Below are 18,156 nucleotides of genomic sequence, written 5' to 3' on the forward strand. Positions count from 1 at the left end.
GTTCAACTTCTTCTCCACGGGATCGCACAACTCGGCACAGCGGACCGGTCGTTCTCGTGGGCCCCGCCCTGATTCCAGAGAGGCACACGCATGCCGTCACCCGCCGGACCCCGCTCCACCTCGCCGGCCCGTGGAACCATCCCGAACCGGCGCGGCTTCCTCAGGACCTCGCTGGGCGCGTCGGCCGGCGTGCTCGCCGCCCCGGCCTTCGCCACCTGGCTGTCCGCCGCCGACGCGAAGGCCGCCACCGCACCCGCCGCGTTCGTGGACGACTACAGGACCAACGTCCCCGGCAACCTCACCCCCGAGACCAACGCGGTGGTCCGGATCCTCGGCGGCTTCGCCCAGGTCTGGAAGACCGGCTCCGCCTGGAACAGCGGCGCCCCGCTGCGCCCCGAGGTGCTGCGCGCCAACATGCGCTACTGCGCCCGGATCACCACCGAGCGCACGGACGCGCAGGCGAAGGAGGCGTTCGTCTACGACCGCCAGCACCAGAGCTACGCGATGATCGCCGGCCTCGGTCCGCTGGCCGACCTGTACAAGGCGGGTGCCAAGGCGGTCACGTCGATCACCACCGCGCCGGACGGCACCCCGGCGACCACCGTCAGCGACGCCGTACCCGCGAACGCCCCGGCGGGCTCGGCGCTCGGCGCAGGCTCCCACGACTCCGCGCTGGGCAAGGTCGCCGAGCTGGTCGACACCGTGCGCGGCCCGTACGCCTCCGGCAACCCGGCCAAGTACGCCTACCAGTACCCGCGTCCGTGGCGCATGAACGAGGACAGCGAGGTGGTCGACACCGGGAAGACCGACGCGTTCGGCTACCCGGTGTACGCGTCCGACGTGGTCGTCGCCCCGCAGCTGCTGCGCCAGCGCGGCACCTCCCCGACCGACGACGGCGGCTTCCCGAGCGGTCACACCAACGCCTTCCACCTGGCCGCGCTGGCATACGCGTACGCGGTTCCGGAGCGGTTCCAGGAGCTGGTGACGCGCGCCTTCGAGCTGAGCCACACCCGGATCGTGGCGGGCATGCACAACACGGTCGACGTCATCGGCGGCCGTGTCATGGCCACCGCGCTGGCCGCGGCCACCCTCGCCGACCCGGCCAACGCCGGCCTGAAGGCGGCGGCCCGCACCCAGGCCCTCGCCTACTTCACCGCACAGACCGGCACCACCGCCGACACCCTCCACGCCTACGCGCACCCGGACACCGACCCGTACGCCGACCGGGACGCCAACGCCTGCTCCGTCCGGCCCCGGCTGACGTATGTGCTCACCCGGCAGGGCCACAGCGCGCCGCTGACCGTACCCAAGGGCGCCGAGGTACTGCTGGAGACCCGGCTGCCGTACCTGGACGCCGCCCAGCGCCGCGAGGTGCTGCGCAGCACCGGACTGCCCGCCGGGTACGTGCTGCTCGACGGCTTCGAGCAGTGGGGGCGGCTGAACCTGTTCGCCGCAGCCGACGGGTACGGCGCCTTCGCCGGCGACGTCACGGTCACCATGGACGCGGCCGCCGGCGGCTTCTCGGCGGCCGACAGCTGGCGCAACGACATCGACGGACGCGGCGGCCTGACCAAGCGGGGCACGGGCACGCTGACGCTGACCGGCCGCAACCGGTACACGGGCGGGACGTTGCTGGAGGCCGGCACGCTGGCCGCCGCTTCCGAGGACGCGCTCGGCCACGGGGACGTGCGGGTCTCGGACGGCACGCTGCAGGTCGGGGAGCGGCTGAAGCTGCGCGGGGGCTACGCCCAGGACGCGGGCACGCTGGAGGTCACCCTGCGCGCGGGCCGCAAGGCTCCGCTGGCCGTGAAGCACCTCGCGGTGCTGGGCCGTTCGGCCGTGCTGTCGCTGCGGCTCGACACCGAGCGGCCGCCGGCCGCGGGCAGCACGCTGCCGGTGCTCGACGTGCCCCGGCTGCGCGGGCAGTTCGACCGCGTCGAGGTGAACTCCGACGGGCTGCGCGCCGTACCCGTGTACACGGCAGAAGGTCTGTCGGTACGACTCGTGAAGCGGTGACGCCTGCGGTGACGGGAGCGGTGCGACAGTGGGGCCGTGATCCGGTCCCCGATCGCTCCCGTCACCGCGCGGCCGGTGTCACCGCGGGGCGGATGATGGCGCGCGAACAGCACACGGTCCCCATGGTCCGGGCGGCCCGGGCGGTCCTGGCACCCGAGGCCCCCGGCGGTGACGGCCCTGCGCGCAGTACGGCCCGGGCGCGTCCGTACGCCTGGCTGCGCCGCCGGCGGCGGTGGCCGGTGCCGCTCCTGGTGGCGCTGCTGCTGGCCCAGATGGCCGCCGCGATGGTCACCACGGCCGTCCAGCAGACGCCCACCATCGACGAACCCGTGTACGTGGCGACGGCCACCGACTACCTGCACGAACACCGGCTGCGTTACAACCCCGAGCACCCGCCGCTCGGCAAGCTGCTGATCGCGGCCGGCGTGGCGGTGGCAGGCCCGCACTACGACCCGTCCTCCACCGGCACCCAGGGCGAGGTGGGCCGGCATCTGCTGTACGAGTCGGGCAACGATCCCTGGCGGCTGATGCTGTGGGCGCGGCTGCCGGTGATCGTGCTGACCCTGCTGTTCGGTCTTGTCGTGTTCGCGTTCGCCCGTGAACTGGTGAGTGCCGTGGGCGCACTGGTGGCGCTCGCGCTGTACGCCTTCTCCCCGGACGTGATCGCGCACGGCTCGCTGGCCACGCTGGACGTGCCGGCGGCCGGGTTCGTGCTGACGGCCGCCTGGCTGGTGTGGCGGGCCCGGCGCCGGCCCCTGCGGTACGTGCCGCTCGCCGGGGCGGCGCTCGGGGCGGCCGTGGCGACCAAGATGAGCGCGCTGCTGGCGGTCCCGGTGGTGATGCTGCTCGCGGGGGTGTCGGTGTGGGGCGCCCGGGGCGGTGCCGACCGGCGGCGGAGGGTGCTCCTGGGGCTCGCGGGGGCGGCGGTCGTGGCGCTGGCGGCGGTCGCCGTCGTCTGGGCCGCGTATCTGGCGGTCGACCCGCGGCTGAGGTTCGTGCCCGCCGAGCCGGTGCCGGCCGTGCACGGGCTGCGCGGGCGGCTGACGGACCTGCTGCCGCTGCCGCGCGCGTACCGGGCCGGGATGCGGGTGCAGTTCGGGCTGGAGGACTACCCCTGGCAGGGCTACCTGTTCGGGCACGTGTACACGGGCTCGCTCTGGTACTACCTGCCGGCCGCCCTGCTGGTGAAGACGCCGCTCGGGCTGCTCGGGCTGGGCGCGGCCGGTGCCGTCGCGGCCGTGACGCTACGGCGGCTGCGGCCCGCGGCGCCGTATCTGCTGCTGCCGCCCGTGGTGCTGCTGGCGGCGGCGATGACGGGCTCGCGGGACTTCGGGACGCGGTACGCGCTGTTCGTGCCGATGTTCCTCGCGGTGGCGGGAGCCGGTGTGCTCGCGCTGCGGTGGCGGCGGGCGGGGCTGCTGACCGGGCTGCTGGTGCTGTGGGTGGCGGTCGGTTCGCTGCGCACGTTCCCGTACTACCTGCCGTACGCCAACGAGGCGTTCGGCGGGCCGGCGCACACCCACCGGCTGCTGCACGACTCCAACGTGGACTGGGGCCAGGACCTGGGACGGCTCGCCGACCGCCTGCGGCAGCGGTACCCGGGCGAGCGGGTGTGGCTGGTCTACAAGGGCAGCGGTGTGCCGTCGTACTACGGCATCCGTGCTTCCGATCCGCGCAAGGTGCCGTCGGACCGGGTGCATGGGTTGCTGGTCGTGTCGGACTCGGCGGCCGCCAAGGCACGGGGCGAACTGGCCGAATTGATCGATTCGAGCCGTCCGGTCGATCAAGTGGGTGATTCGATCACGCTGTACCGGCGGTGAGCATCCGCCCCGTCACCACCCCTGGTCACCAGGGTCGGTGAGCTATGTTGAGTGGTCGTGGGAGACAAAGGAGGCAGACCGGTGTCCTCGCCGCAGCATGCACGCGCCCAGGCATCAGCGATCACCTCGGGCAAGACCGTGCCGGAGGCCGAGGCGGCACCGACCTCCCAGCTCAGGGAACTCTTCGACGGGCCCCGGCTGTCCCCGGGTCAGCGGCGGGTCGCCCAGTACCTGATCGAGCACATCACCGAGGCTGCGTTTCTGTCGATCACCGAGCTGGCGGACCGCGTCGGGGTCAGCCAGCCCTCCGTCACCCGCTTCGCCGCCGCGGTCGGCTTCAGCGGTTACCCGGCGCTGCGGGAGAAGCTCCAGGCGATCGCGCTGAGCACCCTGGCCGGCGGCCCCGGCGAGGAGAACCGCGCCAACGAGCTCCAGGCGGCCGTCGACGCCGAGATCCAGAACCTGGAGAACCTGCGCCGCGACTTCGCCGACCCCGACCGGGTGATCCGCATCGGCCGCGCGCTGTCCCGCTCCACTCCGCTGACCGTGCTGGGCCTGCGCATCTCCGTGTCGCTGGCCGAGTACTTCGGCTATGCCGCCCGCCGTATCCATCCCGACGTACGGCTGGTGACACGGGGCGGCAGCGTGGCCTACGACGCGCTGCTCCAGTCGCGCGAGGCCGGCGGCACCTGGGTGCTGGCGTTCGCCATGCCCCGGCACGCGCAGGAGACGCTCACCGCGCTCCGGGTGGCGCGCGGCGCGGGCCTGAAGGTCGCGCTGATCACCGACCTGGCCCTCGGTCCGCTGGCCGACGAGGCCGACGTCACCTTCGCCACCGGCACCGGCTCCCGTCTGGTCTTCGACTCCTACGGGGCCCCCGGCATGCTGGCCGCGGCGCTGCTGCAGGCCATGACCGACGCCGATCCGGAGCGCACACAGGCCCGCCTGGAGAAGTACGAGCAGGTGGCCGACCAGCACCAGTTCTTCCTCCGGGACTGATCCTTTCGCCGGGGCGGACCGTCCCCGCAGTTCTTCCTGGCGAGCGCCCCGGCCACGGGGATCATTCGCCAGCCGGGGATCATTCGCCACATATCGCGCATGAATGTTTTCATACGTCTTGCAAAGCGGACGGCATATATAAATACTGCTCACGGATCGCGTCCGGCCCACTCCGGGCACGGTCCGCACCCGCGGGTTCGCCGCTCGCACACCGCCCCGAGAAAGCCGACGGACCGCCATGCGCACGCAAGCCCGCCCGCCGCGCCGGTTCCCGTCGCCCGGGGCCCCCGTACGGACATCCCCAGCCGCCGTGTCCTACCCACGTCGGCGCCCGGGGTGTTCGGTGGCGCACCGCCTCGGCGATGCGCCCGTGGCGGCCCCGGTCATCCCCTAGACCGGGGCCGCCCCAAACCGTCGGACCACCCTCACGACGCCGCACACCGGAAGCGATGAACATGCCCCTGACCACCACGCGCATCAGTCCCGACTGGCCCTGTCAGGTCAAGACGCCGGGCAGCTACGACTGGGAACGCTCGGCGGCCAAGTGGCTGCGCGAGCTGATCCCGGCGCGCTACGCCAGCTACCCGGCGCTGATCCGGCATCCCGTGCTGCTCGCCCGGCACGCGCAGCTCCAGGTCCAGCAGGAGATCCGGGTGGCCCGGACGGCCCTGCAGACCGCTCGGGCCGAGCTGCCCATGCTCGGTCTGCCCGAGTCGGTGATCGAGCACACGATCAAGCTGTACGCGGCCGAGGTCATGCAGCTTCAGCACATCGCGCGCAGTGTCCGCGCGGTCAGCGACGCACTGGTCGGACGCGGCCCCGGCCGCTGAGCGAACCGCCCGCCGGGCCCGCCCCCCATGCACGAAGCCGAACGTGGCAGACGAGTGATCTGACGGGCCGAGGTGTGCCATGCTCGTCGCGTGACGAGCGAGCCCGCGCGTCCCGCGGACCCCGGCAACGGCGCCGATCCGGCGGCGTCGGCCACGGTCGTGGCCCGGCAGCGCGCCGAGATGGAGCGGCTGCGGGACGTGGCCGCGCTCTCGGCCGTGCTGGAGCGCGCCAAGGGTGCGCTGATGGCGACGACCGGCTGCTCCCCCGCCGCCGCCCACGACGAGCTGCTGCGGCGTGCCGAGGCCGACAACCGCACGCTCCTGGAGGAGTGCTGGCTCACGCTGGGCGCCCTGGTTCCGCCGCAGCAGGACGCCCCCGGGGCCGCGGCAGCCGGAGCCGCACGGCCCACGGCGGCCGCCACCTGGGAGGCCGCACCCGCCGGTACCGACGACCTCGCGGAGGTGCTCGGCCACATCGGCCGGGACCTGGTCCGGGTCGGATCGCCTCAGGAACTGGCCGGATGCCTGCTGGAGCACCTGACGCCCGAGGCGGGCGCCGACGCCGTGCTGCTGTACGAGCGGCTGCCCGAGGGCGGGCTGGAACTGGTCGGGCACGCCGGAGTCGACGGGACGCTCGCCGCGCAGTGGCATCGGGTGCCGCCCCTGAGCGGGGTCGCCCCGATCGACGCCCTGAGGGTGGGCGAGCCGCGCTGGCTGGAGGACACCGCCGCGGACCGGCAGCTCCACCTGCTGATCGGGGACCCGCCCGAGCGGTGGCTGTCGCGGGCCTGGCTGCCCGTGCCCGCCGGCGACGGCGCGGGCTTCGCCCTCGGCGTACTGCGCCGGCGGGACGGACCGTTCGCACCGCGCGAGCGGGAACTGCTGCGGGGCGTGGTCCGGTTGTGCGCCGGCCGGCTGCGCGCCTTCGACACCCCGCCGGAACGCCCCGAGGGCGGCGCCGCCCAGGCCGTGCAGAGCGTGTTCGACGCACTGCCGGGAGCGGCGATCCTGCTGACCCCGCTGCGCGCCCCCTCCGGCGAGGTGGCGGACTACCGCATCGACGCCGCCACACCCGACGCGGTCGACGTACTGGGCCGGGCCGGACGGGACATGGTGGGCAGACACATCCTGGAGAGCTGTCCGTCCGTCGCGGGCGAGCCGCTGTGGCACGGCTACCTGGATGCGCTCATCACCGGGGTGCCGTTCGAGAGCGAGCCGTTCGCCTACGAGGACGTCGCCGACGGGGTGCCCGTGACCGCCACGTACTCGGTACGGGCGGCGCCGCTGGGCGACGGGCTGCTGGTGACCTGGCTGCGGCACGCCCCGGTGGACCGCCAGGAGCAGCGTCTGGCCGACGTCCAGCGGCTCGGCAACCTCGGCTGGGCCAACTGGAACCTGCTCACCGGGGAGATCGCCTGGTCCGCGCAGGCCTACACCGTCCTCGGCCTGGACCCCGCAGGCGGACCGGTGCGCCTGGAGCGGCTGGCGGACCTGGTCCTGCCCGAGGACGCGGGCGCCCTGGCCCACTCGATCGCCGAACTCGTCCTGCGTGCACGGCCGTTCGACGTGCCGTTCCGCATCGACGCGCCCGAGGGCGTACGGCACCTCAGGATCGTCGCGGAGGCCGTGGCGGATCCGGACGGCACCCCCGCCGAGGTGCACGGCTTCGTGCAGGACCTCACCGCGCAGCGCAGCGCCGAACTCGCGTTGGTGGAGAGCGAGCGCGCGATGCTGCTGCAGCGCGGGATCCTGCAGGCCGAGCGTGCCCTGGCCGCGCGGCTGCAGCACGCGCTGCTGCCGCTGCCCAGCAAGCCGGTGCGGCTGGCCGGGTTGCGCATCGAAGTCGCCTATCTGCCCGCCCAGTCGGGCATCCATGTCGGCGGCGACTGGTTCAGCGCCATCGAACTGCCCGACGACGCCGCCCTGTTCGCGGTCGGTGACGTGGTGGGCCACGGCATCGGCGCGGTGGCGACGATGGCCCAGCTCCGGTTCGCCGCCAAGGGCATGGTCAGTACGGGCTCCTCGCTGACCGGGGCCCTCGCCCGGCTGAACCGGCTGCTGCTGCATTCCCGGGACGACCGGACCACCGCCACCATGGTCCTCGCCCGCTACGACCCCGGTACCCATGTTCTCGCGTGGGCCCAGGCCGGCCATCCGCCGCCGCTGCTCGTGCGCCGCGGCGAGGTGCGCTACCTCGACCGCCCCGGGGGCATGCTGCTCGGGGCGAGTGCGAACCCGGTCTTCGAGTCGGCCGAGCTCCGCCTGGAACCCGGGGACCGGCTGGTGCTGTACACCGACGGCCTGGTGGAGCGTCCCGGCGAGGACATCGACGCGGCCTTCGCCCGCCTGGCCGACGCGGTCCGCGCGGACGGCCGCGGCGGGGCCGGTTCCCTGGAGGCGCTGCTCGCCACGATGCTGGCGGACGAGCGGCGGGACGACGTGTGCGTGCTGGACATCCGGATGCCGGCGCAGGAGGAGTAGCCGGATCCCCGCCCGCGGTGCCCCTCAGGACACGGCCGGTCGTCGCAGATCTCTGTGGCCGCCGTCAATCGTCGTCGCGGTGCCGCCAGTACCAGCAGACGCCGACGGCCAGAGCCAGCAGGAAGACGGCGGGCACGAGCAGACCCGGGATGCGGGAGCCGGTCATCGGCGTGGCCTTCGTTCGTGGTGCGAGGTGCGCCCGGCGGCGGACCGCAGGGTGACTGCCCATGGTGGGGCCCGGCGGCCGGTCGTCCATGGGGATTTCCCGAGGCCTTGCCTGGTGTTCGAGCCCGGACCCGCTGATCAGCCGCCGTCGGTGAGGCTCGTCCGGGATTCCAGCGCGCGGCGGGTGTCGTTGCCGTACACGCCGGTCTCGTCGCCGCTGATGCCGTACCAGAGCTGGAAGCGGGCCACGGCCTCGGTCAGAACCACGTCGTAGGTGCCGTTGGTGGAGCCACCGCGGTAGACGTCGGGGATGCGCAGCAGGCGCTGCTGCAGGTCGGCGACCTCGGGGCCGGTGTCGCCCTGGCGGAGGGTGCCGGCGCCGTCGGGGTCGGCGGAGTGAGTGGCGGGGGCTGCCGGTGCCGTGGTGGTGGGCGGGGCCGTGGTGGCGGGGCGGGAGGGCCGTGGGGTCGCACTGGCCTCCTGACGGGCGGGGAGCAGGAGAGCACAGCCGAAGCCGACGAGCGCAGCCGCGCCGACGGCCACGGCGACGGCGGCCCGGCGGAGCCCGGGACCCGGTCCGAAGACACCCGGGGCGAGCCGGCCGGGGGCGGCGAAGGGCGGCAGCTCCTGGGTCTCCTCCTCGGCGGCATGGGGTGCCCGTGCCGTGGGGGCGTCGGGCCGGGAGGCCGAAGCGAAGGACTCGTACGCCTCCGGCTCCGGGCGCATCTCCCGCATCAGCTCCGCGAGGGCGTCGAAGCGGCGCAGACGCACGACCCGGACGGGTTCGAGGACCGGTCCGGAGTGCGGCTCTTCAGGGTCGGGCGGTGTCGGCACCCTGCTCTCCTTCCGTCCCGTGCGCACGGGAGTCCGCGGTTCCCGTGCTGAGATACGGCGCGCACCCCGGCCTCGTTCAGCCCCGCATCCGACCTCGCCGGCGGGCCCGCCGCAGCGGATCACCGTCAGGCCGGGGTGAGGGCCCCCGGACGAACCGGCTCAGGGACGCCGTCAGCGCGGTGACGAAGGCGTCCCGGGCCTCCTCGGGGAGGGCGTCCAGGGACAGGTAGGGGTTGAGGTCCTCCAGCTCGACCAGGAGCAGCTCGCCGTCCGGGGCGCGGCAGGCGTCGACGCGCTGGATGCCGTGGCCGAGCCCGTTCCAGTCGACGAAACGGCGGGCGAACTCCAGGTCGCCGGCGGTGGCGGCGTACGGCTTCAGCTCCCAGCGGCGCTCCGGGTCGGGGGCGTAGAGGGCGTACTGGAAGTCGTCGTCCACGAAGTAGAAGGACACCTCGTAGGCGAAGTCGACGCACGGCTGGATGAGGACGCTTCCGTCGGCGAGGCCGGCGAGCCGGTCGGCGGGGAGGATGCGCAGGCCGAGGGAGTCCGCGCCGAGCCTGGGCTTGACGACGTAGCGTTCGGCCGTGGGCAGCCGGTGCAGGTCCTCGGCGCGGTCGACGGTGGGGATGACCGGGAAGCCGGCGGCGCTCAGGTCGAGCAGGTACTGCTTGCCGGCCATGTCCGCCTTGCCGCTGAGCGGGTTGTACACCCGCGTCCCGCTGCCGAGCGCCCGCGCGCGGAAGGCGTCGTACTCCTTCTGGTAGCCAAGGACGGGTCCGCTGTTGCGGACGACGACCGCGTCGTAGGCGTCCATCAGCGCGGCCGCGTCCAGCGGATGGCACAGGGCGAGGTCGAAGTGCTCACGCAGCCGGGAGGTCAGGAAGACGTCCTCGTCGCCGTAGCGGCGCCCGCGGGCCGGGTACGCCAGGTCGGTGACGTAGAGGACGCGGGGGCGGGCGGCGGACATGCGGTCTCCTCGGGCGGCTGGGCGCTTCCGCACCGGATGCGGGGTGATCTCGGCGCAAGGTGCAGAAAGGTTACGTCGGGGGGTGGCCGCTCCCGTCCCCGGCCCGGGTCTGCGCACCATGCGAGGCCGAACGGTCTTCGCGCCTCGAGGGCAGCGACGTCGGCGGGCGCGCCCGGAGCAGAAGTCCCAGTGCACTCAGTCCCCCCGCCGTCCCTCTCTCGTTGCACTGAGTGCCAAGATCCCGGACCGGGTGCTACGTTCCCGTCCATGAGCTCCAGCAGCGCGGCGCCGGCCGCGAAGCCGCCGATGCGGGACGCCCTGGTCGCGGCGGCCTTCCAGCTCTTCCTGGAACGCGGGTACGAGCAGACCACCGTGGACGACATCGTGGCACTGGCCGGGGTCGGCCGGCGCTCGTTCTTCCGCTACTTCCCCTCGAAGGAGGACGTGGTCTTCCCCGACCACGAGCGCTGTCTGGCCGACATGACCGCGTTCCTCGCCGAGAGCGGCGAGGCGGACGAGCCGGTACGGCGGGTGTGCGACGCGGCCCGGCTGGTGCTGCGGATGTACGCGGAGAACCCGGCCTTCTCCGTGCAGCGCTACCGCCTCACCAAGAAGGTGCCGGGGCTGCGCGCCTACGAACTGTCGGTGGTATGGCGCTACGAGCGGGCGCTCGCCGCGTATCTGCGCGGACGGTTGACGGGGCGGCCCGACGGGACGCTGCGGGCCGATGTGATCGCGGCTGCGGTCGTCGCCGCGCACAACAACGCGCTGCGCTCCTGGCTGCGTTCGGACGGCAAGGGCGACGCGGGCGTGGCGGTGGACCATGCCCTGGGATACGTGCAGGCCACGTTCGGCCGGTCGGCGCGCCCCCACCCCGCCTCACCCCTGCCCGAACCCGTCTCCGCCCCCACCCCTGCCCCCTCCGTGTCCGGCGGCGAGCGGGCCGAGCACCCCGATGACGTGATCGTCCTCGTCACGCGCCGCGACGCACCGCTATGGAGGGTCGTACAGGAGTTCGAGTCCACACTCGGCCGCGCCTGACCTCCGCAGATTCGGGGTACGGAGTGCCTTTACGAGTGACACTGAGTGCCATACCCTGTCGGCGTGCACGGTGGCACGGTCACCGCGCACACGCGTGCGTGGTTCGCGCCGAGCACGCGGGATTCCGGCCGAGCGCAGGGAGTTGACCAGCGTGTACCACCACTCAGCGAGCACCTCACATTCGGCGGCCGGCTCCGCGGCGGGTGTTCTCGATCCCGCTTCCGCAGATTCCAGGGACGCCATCCTCTTCCAGCGCTGCACCTGGTGCGGCACCGCGATGTACCACCGGCTGCTGTGTCCGGTGTGCCAGGGCAGCGAGCTGCGCACGGAGCGCAGCGAGGGCACCGGGACGGTCCGCCACTCCACCGTGGTGCACCGCAACACGCCCGCGGCGCGCAATGTGTCGCTGATCGAGATGTCCGAGGGGTTCGTCGTCCGGGGCCGGGTCATGGGGCCGCCCGTCGGCATCCACAGCGGAGACCGGGTCCGGCTGTCCACGGCCAAGGACCCGGTGCGGAGCGAGCCGGTCTTCCAGCTGCTGGACGAGCCGTACCGGGCCTGGACCTGAGGTCCGGCAGTGATGGCCGGCACCGGGGCCGTGACCGCACAGCCATCCGCGTGCCTCTGACATCAGGTGCCGACCTCGCCCCGGCCGAAGGTGAAGGCCCTGGACGGCCCGTCAGTCTTGATCGAGGCGAGGCGGCGGGACCGGCTCAGGTCGTGAGGGGGCCGTGATGCCCCGCTGTCACCGATGCGTCATCAGGGACAGGGAATGAGACAGAAGTCGATGTGGCTGAGGTCCGCGAACTTGTTGCTCGGGTTGATCGGGGCGTGGAGCGATCCGTCGATCACCTCGCCGTTGGGGAAGCGCATACTGTCGTACGTGTAGACGTTGGCGCCGACATTCCCGCCCTTTGCGGTGACCTGGACAGCGGCACGTTGAGCATCATCGGGAATGTGGAAGCTGAACACCTGTCCCTGGTCGGTGTTGGTGACGGTGAGCTCGAAGGTTTTGGCGTCGTCGCCGGGGATCGGGACGTTTGTGGTTCCGACCGCAGGTTCCTCCACTCTGAACCCGGTCGCGCCCGTGGGGCAGGACACGGGCGGGTTCATGTCGGGCGACAGCACGGGCTGCACGCCTTGGTCACTCGGCGGGCCCGCCTGAGCCAGCGCGGGGCCGGCGGCGATACCGAGTGCCGCGGTCGCGGTCAGGCCGGCGCCGACGATCCGCGCTGCCCATCTGACCCGTCCCGACCGTGCCTTTGCTCGGGCCGCTGTTCGCATCACGAGTACTCCTCCTCGTTGCCTGGGTACCGGGTTCGGTCACCTGATCTCGCCCTCGCGGATTCTCCTGCCCTTTCCCTTGGCAGTTCGAGCTGTGAACATCCATCCGCCGTCGGGCGATATGACTTTCGCATGACATGACTGTCCTATTGCCTTTTGACGCCTTTCCTTAGCCCATTCGAGCTTCAGCGAGCTCCCATTCCTGCTTTCGGCAATCCATAGGCCGTTCTCCGATGACACAGGGGGCCTGTCCGGTCAACGGTGTCGCCGCGGCTGACCGCTCGATGTGATCGAACACCTGCTCTTCACAGGCAACCCACAGAGTCTCCTTCCCGTCCTCCGGGGGCGAGGGGCACCCGGGACGGCCGGGACGCCCGAGGTCGGGGGTTCGAGGAGGAACTGTGGTCCGTGCCCGGCGCATATGGGTCACCGCTGCCGCGCTGCTCGCGGTGGCGGGAGCATCCCCAGGGGCGGCAGTCGCACAGGGTCAACCAACTTCACCAGCAGGGGCGTTGGCGGCTGCGCCCGACGGGACACTGCCGCCGGGATGGGGGATCACCGGCGGCCGGTCGACGCCGCAGCTGGTGTGGCGGTCGGACCGGCCGGTGCCCATGGGCGACGCCCGCGTCGAATTCCACGCCGGGGGAAGGCTGTTGGGGGTTCCGAAGCCGGGCAAGGACGGGCGCACCTTCCGGCTGCCGTTGGACCGGCAGCACTCCGGCGAGCTGCGCGGGCTGCAAGTCTGGTCCGGCGGACGGCGACTGGACGGCAAGGGCACCGCCTCGACCACGTCGGCGGTTCAGCCGCCGGCCCCGCTGCCGGCCAATTCCGTGGACCCGGGCAAGCCCGGTCCGTACCGCACCAAGACCGGTGAGTACAGCCTCAAGTCGGTCCGGCTGCCCGGTTTTTCCGCCCCGGTGGAGATGCGCGCGGTGGTCGTCGCCCCCACCGGCGCCCGCGGCCCGCACCCGCTCGCGCTGTTCCTGCACGGCCGCCACTACACGTGCTACAAGGGGAGCGACATCACCGGTGACTGGCCCTGCCCGGCCGGGACCAAGCCGGTGCCGAGCCACCGCGGTTACCTGCGCGACCAGAAGCTGCTGGCCTCGCAGGGCTATGTGACCGTCTCGATCTCCGCGAACGGCATCAACGGCCAGGACGGGGCGGCCGAGGACGGCGGCGCGCAGGCGCGTTCGTCCCTGGTGCGGCTGCATCTCGCCCAGTGGGCCGACTGGGCCGCGCACCCCGAGACGGCACCGACGGTCGTACGGGACGCACCCCGCGCCGACCTGTCCCGGGTCCTGCTGGTCGGCCACTCACGGGGCGGCGAGGGCGTGAACCGGGCCGCGCTGGACAGCCTGTACCCGCCGCCCGCCGGCCGGGACGGCTACCACGGACCGGTGCGCTGGACCATCCGCGGCCTGGTCCTCATCGGCCCCACCGTCTTCGGCCAGAACCCGGTGCCCGACGTCCCGTCGGCGACGATCCTGCCTGGCTGCGACGGTGACGTCTCCGACCTCCAGGGCGAGGTCTACGTCGACGGCACGCGCACGGTCAGCCGCGGCAGCGCACTGCACAGTGCCGTGTACGTCATCGGCGCCGACCACAACTTCTTCAACTCCGAGTGGACGCCGGGGCAGGCCGCCGCGCCCGCCGAGGACGACTTCTCGGACGACCCTCAGCACCACGACCCGGTGTGCTCCAAGCATGCCGCCACCCGCCTGACCGCCGACCAGCAGCACCGGGCCGGTTCGACGTACATCGCGGCCGCCGCACGGTTGTTCCTCGCCGGTGACGACAAGGTGCGGCCGCTGCTGGACGGCTCCGGCAGGCGGGCGCCGTCGGCGGACCCGGCGCGGGTCCTCACCCACGCGGTGGGTGCGCGCCGCAACGCCGGGTTCCTGCCGGACGGCGGGGTGTCCGTGACCGGCGGCAAGCTGTGCGCCGCCGTGGATCCCGCCCCGGCCAAGGCCTGCCTGGGCCAGGGCGCCAAGGGCATCTCGCCGCACTTCGCCCAGTGGGAGACGGACCGTGAGGCCGGCCGGAACGCGGTCGCGCTGCGCTGGACCCGCGCCGGCGCCCCGGCACGGGTGCGCGTCAAGGACGCGGTCTCGCTGTCCGGCGACAAGGCGCTGGCGCTGCGGCTGTTCGTGCCGTCGAACTCCCGGGGCACGCGCCTGGACGTGTCGGTCACCGATGCCACCGGCCGCAAGGCGGTCCTCGGCAAGGTCAAGGTCGACGGGCTGCCCGGCAGCGAGCGCACCGCCTCCTACTGGGCGCGTGAGATCCGGGTGCCGCTGACGGCGGCGACCCGTGCCGGACTCGACCTGCACAAGGTCAAGTCCCTTGAACTGACCCCGCGTTCGCGCTCCGGCAGGGCCTGGCTGATGGACGCATGGGGTTGGCGGCCGGGTCTGCCGGCGGTGCAGGCGGCCGGTCTGCCGCGCGTGGACGTCGGCCGGACGACCGTCGGCGAGGGCGACTCCGGCACCCGCACCTACCGGGTCCCGGTCGAGGTGTCGGGGCAGGGCAGCGGACAGGTCCGGGTGTACGTCCTCGACCCGGTCACCGGCCGGGCCGAGGACCGGCTGGTCACCGTGCATCCCGGCGGCCACGACATCGACGTGCCGGTCGAGGTGAAGGGCAACACGCGCTACGGCAAGGACGTGTCGTACGACATCCTCGTCAAGGCGGTCCATGGCGCGATCGTCGGCTCGTACCGGGGTGGGATCACCGTGCACGACGACGACCCGGCACCCAAGCTGAGCGTCACCCCGGTCGCGGACCGGGTGACCGAGGGACAGGCCCTGAAGTGGCGGGTGTCGCTGTCGGGGGCCGTCGACGTGGACATGAGCGCGTTCTTCGTCGCCGTGCCGCCCACCGGCCCCGAGCTGTCCACCAAGGACGTGTCCGCGCGCTGGCTGCGGGACAGGACCGGCGCCTCGCCGGACCCGGAGCGGCCCCTGTCCAAGCTGGACGGCGGTCTCTACCTGGGGGTGGAGATTCCGGCGGGCAAGACCAGTGCGGACATCACCGTTCCCACGGTCAAGGACCGGGTGACGGAGTCCGCCGAGTCGGTGCGGTTCCGGCAGATCGACGACCAGACCGGCGAACCTCAGCCCGGCGGGCTGGAGTTGAACGGCACGGTGCTCGACGCGTCGTAGCCGCCCGGGGCCCTGAGGGGGCGGCGGCCTCCTCAGGGCTTCGGGGTCACCCGGATGCCGACCGTGCCGTCCAGCCCGCGCCGCAGCCGGCTGCCCAGCAGGGTGAGACGGCCGAGGATGCCGTACTTGCGGGCGATGAGGGCGCGGTAGCGGGCGGTGGTGGCCGCGTCGGCGATCTCGGCGGTGGCCGGGAGCTGGTCGCCGGTGGGATTGCCGCGCAGGTCGCAGGGGCCGGCGAGGACGTCGGCGCGGCGGCGGATCCGATTGACCTTCCAGCTGTCGGCGGCCGTCCACACGCCGAGGGTGTCCCCGTCCCGGACCACCCACACCGGGGTGGCGACGGGGGTGCCGTCCTTGCGGTAGCTGGTGACCAGCAGGTACTTGCCGGAGCCGAGCCGGTCCAGCTGCGTGTCGTCCATTCCGGCAGTCTAGGCGGCCGAGTTCCCATGGTTCAGGCCACGGTCGCCGCCATGCGCCGTACCGCCTCGGTGAGGATCTCCGGGGAGGTCGCGAGGTTGAGGCGTACGTGCCCGGCGCCGCCGGTGCCGAAGGGCAGGCCGGAGCTGAGGGCGACCCGGCCGCGGTCCAGGAACGCCTCGGCGGGGTCGTCGCCGAGGCCGAGGGCGCGGCAGTCGAGCCAGGCCAGGTAGGTGGCCTCGGCGGGGCAGGGGCGGATCGCGGGCACGTGCTCGGCGAGCAGGGCGGTGAGCAGGCTCCGGCCCGCGTCGAGACTGGCCAGCAAGGCGTCCAGCCAGCCGGTGCCGTCGTTCAGGGCGGCCGTGTGGGCGATGACGCCGAGGTGGCTGGGGCCATGGCTCACCTCCTCGGGCAGCCGGGCCAGGTCGGCGGCGGCTCCGGGTCCGGCGAGGGCGAGCGCGGCCTTGAGCCCGGCCAGGTTCCAGCCCTTGGACGCGGACATCAGCGACAGGCCGCGCTCGGCGCCGGGCACGCTCAGGTACGGCACGAAGGTGACACCGGGGGCGACGAGCGGGGCGTGGATCTCGTCCGCGACGACCCGGACGCCGTACCGTTCGGCGAGGTCCGCGACGGCGGCCAGTTCGGCGGCGGTGTGCACGGTGCCGGTGGGGTTGTGCGGGCTGCACAGCAGGTAGGCGGCGCGGCCTTGGCCCGCTGTCACGTTCCGGAAGGTGTCCGCCAGCGGATCGAGGTCGAGGCGCAGGCCGGCGCCCAGCGGGGCCTCCACCACGCGGCGGTCCATGTGGGTGATGAACTGGTAGAACGGCGGGTAGACCGGCGAGTTGACGATCACCGGATCGCCGGGCCCGGTGACCAGCTTGAGCATTTCGACGACACCGAGCATCACGTCCGGAACGATCGCGGTGCGCTCCACGGCGATCCCGTCCCAGTTCCACCGCTTGGCGGCGAAAGCGGCCAGCGCCTCGGCGTAGGCGGTGCCCGCGGGGTAGCCGGTGTCTCCGAGGGCGAGCGCCTCGGTGACGGCACGGACGACCGGCTCGGCGAGCGGCACGTCCATCTCGGCCACCCACAGCGGCAGCACGTCCTCGGGGTAGGTGCGCCACTTCATGCTCGTACGACATCGCAGCCGTTCCAGGCCGAGGGCGCGCAGCGGGTCGGGTTCGCCGGGTGTGTCGTGCGGGATGCTGGTCATGGGGCTCAAGATAGGGCGCTGTGGCGTGAGCGGAAACGGGGCGAGCCGGACGGGGCGCGGGAGACGGCGGCCGGGGGCCGCGTCCTGGAGGTCGCCTGCGACGAGTCGGGCTCGGACGGGGAGAACCTCATCCGCGGGGACACGGAGGTGATCGCGCACGCGAGCGCGGCGCTGCCGGTGGACCGGGCCGCGGAGTGCGCACGGGAGATCCGGCACCGGATCCGGTCGCCCGCGCAGGAGTGCAAGGCCGGCCACCTGCTGCGGGACAGGCACCGGGCGATGCTGGACCGGCTGCTGGACGAGGGCGGTCCGGTGCACGGGCACGCTCAGGTGCACCTGACGGGGAAGGCGTTCTTCGTGGCGGACCGGATGGTGGACCTGCTGCTCGGCGACACGCCCGTGGCCCACACGCTGTTCGGGCCGGGGCCGGGCCCCACCTTCGGGGAACGGGCCGGCGGGAGTACCTGGAGGTGTCGAACCAGCTGCTGCGAGTCAGGAGCGCCGGGAAACCGACGGCGGCGTCCTTCGTGCGGACCGCCGGGCACCGGAGCCGGGCGGGCATGCGCCATGCCTGGTGCACGACCGGCAGAACATGCCGGCCCGGAGCGGATCGCCTGGGTCGAGGGGCGGGCGGGGCAGGAGGGGAGCGGCCTCGCCGGGGTGCGGCTGGTGCACTCGCGGCTGGACGCCCGGGTGCAGATCGCCGGCTTCCCCGCGGGGATCGCCCGCAAGATCGCCTCCGGTGAACTGGGCGGGTGCCCGGATGCGGCCCGCACCGCCCGCCTGCGCCCCTGTGCCGGCGCGGAATCGGTGTGGGGTGACGCGCGCAGCCGGTCGCGGCTCCGTCCGGGCGTGGAAAACCCCCAAGGGGCGGCACAGATCAACTCGGGCGTCTAGATTGCGTCTTGAATGGTGCACCTCTCAT

General features: G+C 73.1%; 15 protein-coding genes. 9 read left to right on the forward strand and 6 right to left on the reverse strand.

Annotated features, from left to right (window positions below; all coding sequences use genetic code 11):
• Window positions 1-90 precede the first annotated feature (90 nt).
• The 5 genes from AQI88_RS09055 (at window position 91) to AQI88_RS09075 (ending at window position 8,146) form a co-directional block, all read left to right on the forward strand.
• On the forward strand, window positions 91-2,016 hold the full coding sequence (locus AQI88_RS09055) for a phosphatase PAP2 family protein (RefSeq protein WP_066994702.1): 1,926 nt from the start codon (window positions 91-93) through the stop codon (window positions 2,014-2,016).
• Between the two features lie 92 nt (window positions 2,017-2,108).
• On the forward strand, window positions 2,109-3,836 hold the full coding sequence (locus tag AQI88_RS09060; protein ID WP_066994705.1) for an ArnT family glycosyltransferase: 1,728 nt from the start codon (window positions 2,109-2,111) through the stop codon (window positions 3,834-3,836).
• Window positions 3,837-3,917: 81 nt separating this feature from the next.
• Window positions 3,918-4,835, forward strand: coding sequence for a MurR/RpiR family transcriptional regulator (locus tag AQI88_RS09065; RefSeq protein ID WP_066994708.1), 918 nt, complete (start codon window positions 3,918-3,920; stop codon window positions 4,833-4,835).
• Between the two features lie 449 nt (window positions 4,836-5,284).
• On the forward strand, window positions 5,285-5,665 hold the full coding sequence (locus AQI88_RS09070) for a hypothetical protein (RefSeq protein WP_066994712.1): 381 nt from the start codon (window positions 5,285-5,287) through the stop codon (window positions 5,663-5,665).
• 90 nt (window positions 5,666-5,755) lie between these two features.
• On the forward strand, window positions 5,756-8,146 hold the full coding sequence (locus AQI88_RS09075) for a SpoIIE family protein phosphatase (RefSeq protein ID WP_066994715.1): 2,391 nt from the start codon (window positions 5,756-5,758) through the stop codon (window positions 8,144-8,146).
• Window positions 8,147-8,210: 64 nt separating this feature from the next.
• Here AQI88_RS09075 and AQI88_RS45860 read toward each other — a convergent pair whose 3' ends face one another.
• From AQI88_RS45860 to AQI88_RS09085, 3 genes are all read right to left on the reverse strand, one after another.
• Window positions 8,211-8,402 (reverse strand): hypothetical protein, encoded by a 192-nt coding sequence (locus tag AQI88_RS45860; protein WP_159050323.1) that lies wholly within the window; start codon window positions 8,400-8,402, stop codon window positions 8,211-8,213.
• A gap of 47 nt (window positions 8,403-8,449) precedes the next feature.
• Entirely contained in the window at window positions 8,450-9,145 is a 696-nt protein-coding gene (locus AQI88_RS09080) for a peptidoglycan-binding domain-containing protein (protein WP_066994718.1), read from the reverse strand.
• 76 nt (window positions 9,146-9,221) lie between these two features.
• The gene (locus AQI88_RS09085; RefSeq protein ID WP_066994721.1) at window positions 9,222-10,112 is read right to left on the reverse strand and encodes an ATP-grasp domain-containing protein; all 891 of its coding nucleotides are present in this window, start codon (window positions 10,110-10,112) and stop codon (window positions 9,222-9,224) included.
• A 267-nt stretch (window positions 10,113-10,379) separates the two neighbouring features.
• On the opposite strand from AQI88_RS09085, the gene AQI88_RS09090 reads away from it, so the two are divergent.
• Both AQI88_RS09090 and AQI88_RS09095 read left to right on the forward strand, forming a co-directional pair.
• Entirely contained in the window at window positions 10,380-11,153 is a 774-nt protein-coding gene (locus AQI88_RS09090; protein ID WP_066994723.1) for a TetR family transcriptional regulator, read from the forward strand.
• Window positions 11,154-11,304: 151 nt separating this feature from the next.
• Window positions 11,305-11,721: a Zn-ribbon domain-containing OB-fold protein gene (locus AQI88_RS09095; RefSeq protein WP_066994726.1), complete on the forward strand. Its 417-nt coding sequence runs from the start codon at window positions 11,305-11,307 to the stop codon at window positions 11,719-11,721.
• A 191-nt stretch (window positions 11,722-11,912) separates the two neighbouring features.
• On the opposite strand, the gene AQI88_RS09100 is transcribed toward AQI88_RS09095, so the two are convergent.
• Window positions 11,913-12,437 carry a hypothetical protein gene (locus tag AQI88_RS09100; RefSeq protein ID WP_066994729.1) on the reverse strand — a complete coding sequence of 175 codons (525 nt, stop codon included), beginning with the start codon at window positions 12,435-12,437 and terminating at the stop codon, window positions 11,913-11,915.
• Between the two features lie 401 nt (window positions 12,438-12,838).
• Here AQI88_RS09100 and AQI88_RS09105 point away from each other — a divergent pair, with 401 nt between their 5' ends.
• Complete coding sequence (locus AQI88_RS09105) at window positions 12,839-15,601, forward strand: alpha/beta hydrolase (protein WP_066994732.1); 2,763 nt, start codon at window positions 12,839-12,841, stop codon at window positions 15,599-15,601.
• Between the two features lie 32 nt (window positions 15,602-15,633).
• Here the strand turns inward: AQI88_RS09105 and AQI88_RS09110 are convergent, their stop codons facing one another.
• Both AQI88_RS09110 and AQI88_RS09115 read right to left on the reverse strand, forming a co-directional pair.
• The gene (locus tag AQI88_RS09110) at window positions 15,634-16,020 is read right to left on the reverse strand and encodes a PPOX class F420-dependent oxidoreductase (protein ID WP_066994735.1); all 387 of its coding nucleotides are present in this window, start codon (window positions 16,018-16,020) and stop codon (window positions 15,634-15,636) included.
• Between the two features lie 32 nt (window positions 16,021-16,052).
• Entirely contained in the window at window positions 16,053-17,231 is a 1,179-nt protein-coding gene (locus AQI88_RS09115; protein ID WP_066994738.1) for a MalY/PatB family protein, read from the reverse strand.
• On the opposite strand from AQI88_RS09115, the gene AQI88_RS09120 reads away from it, so the two are divergent.
• Entirely contained in the window at window positions 17,214-18,128 is a 915-nt protein-coding gene (locus AQI88_RS09120) for a hypothetical protein (RefSeq protein WP_244184094.1), read from the forward strand. The genes AQI88_RS09115 and AQI88_RS09120 overlap by 18 nt on opposite strands.
• Window positions 18,129-18,156 lie beyond the last annotated feature (28 nt).

The sequence above is a fragment of the Streptomyces cellostaticus genome, assembly GCF_001513965.1.
In the GTDB taxonomy this organism is placed as follows: Bacteria; Actinomycetota; Actinomycetes; order Streptomycetales; family Streptomycetaceae; genus Streptomyces; species Streptomyces cellostaticus.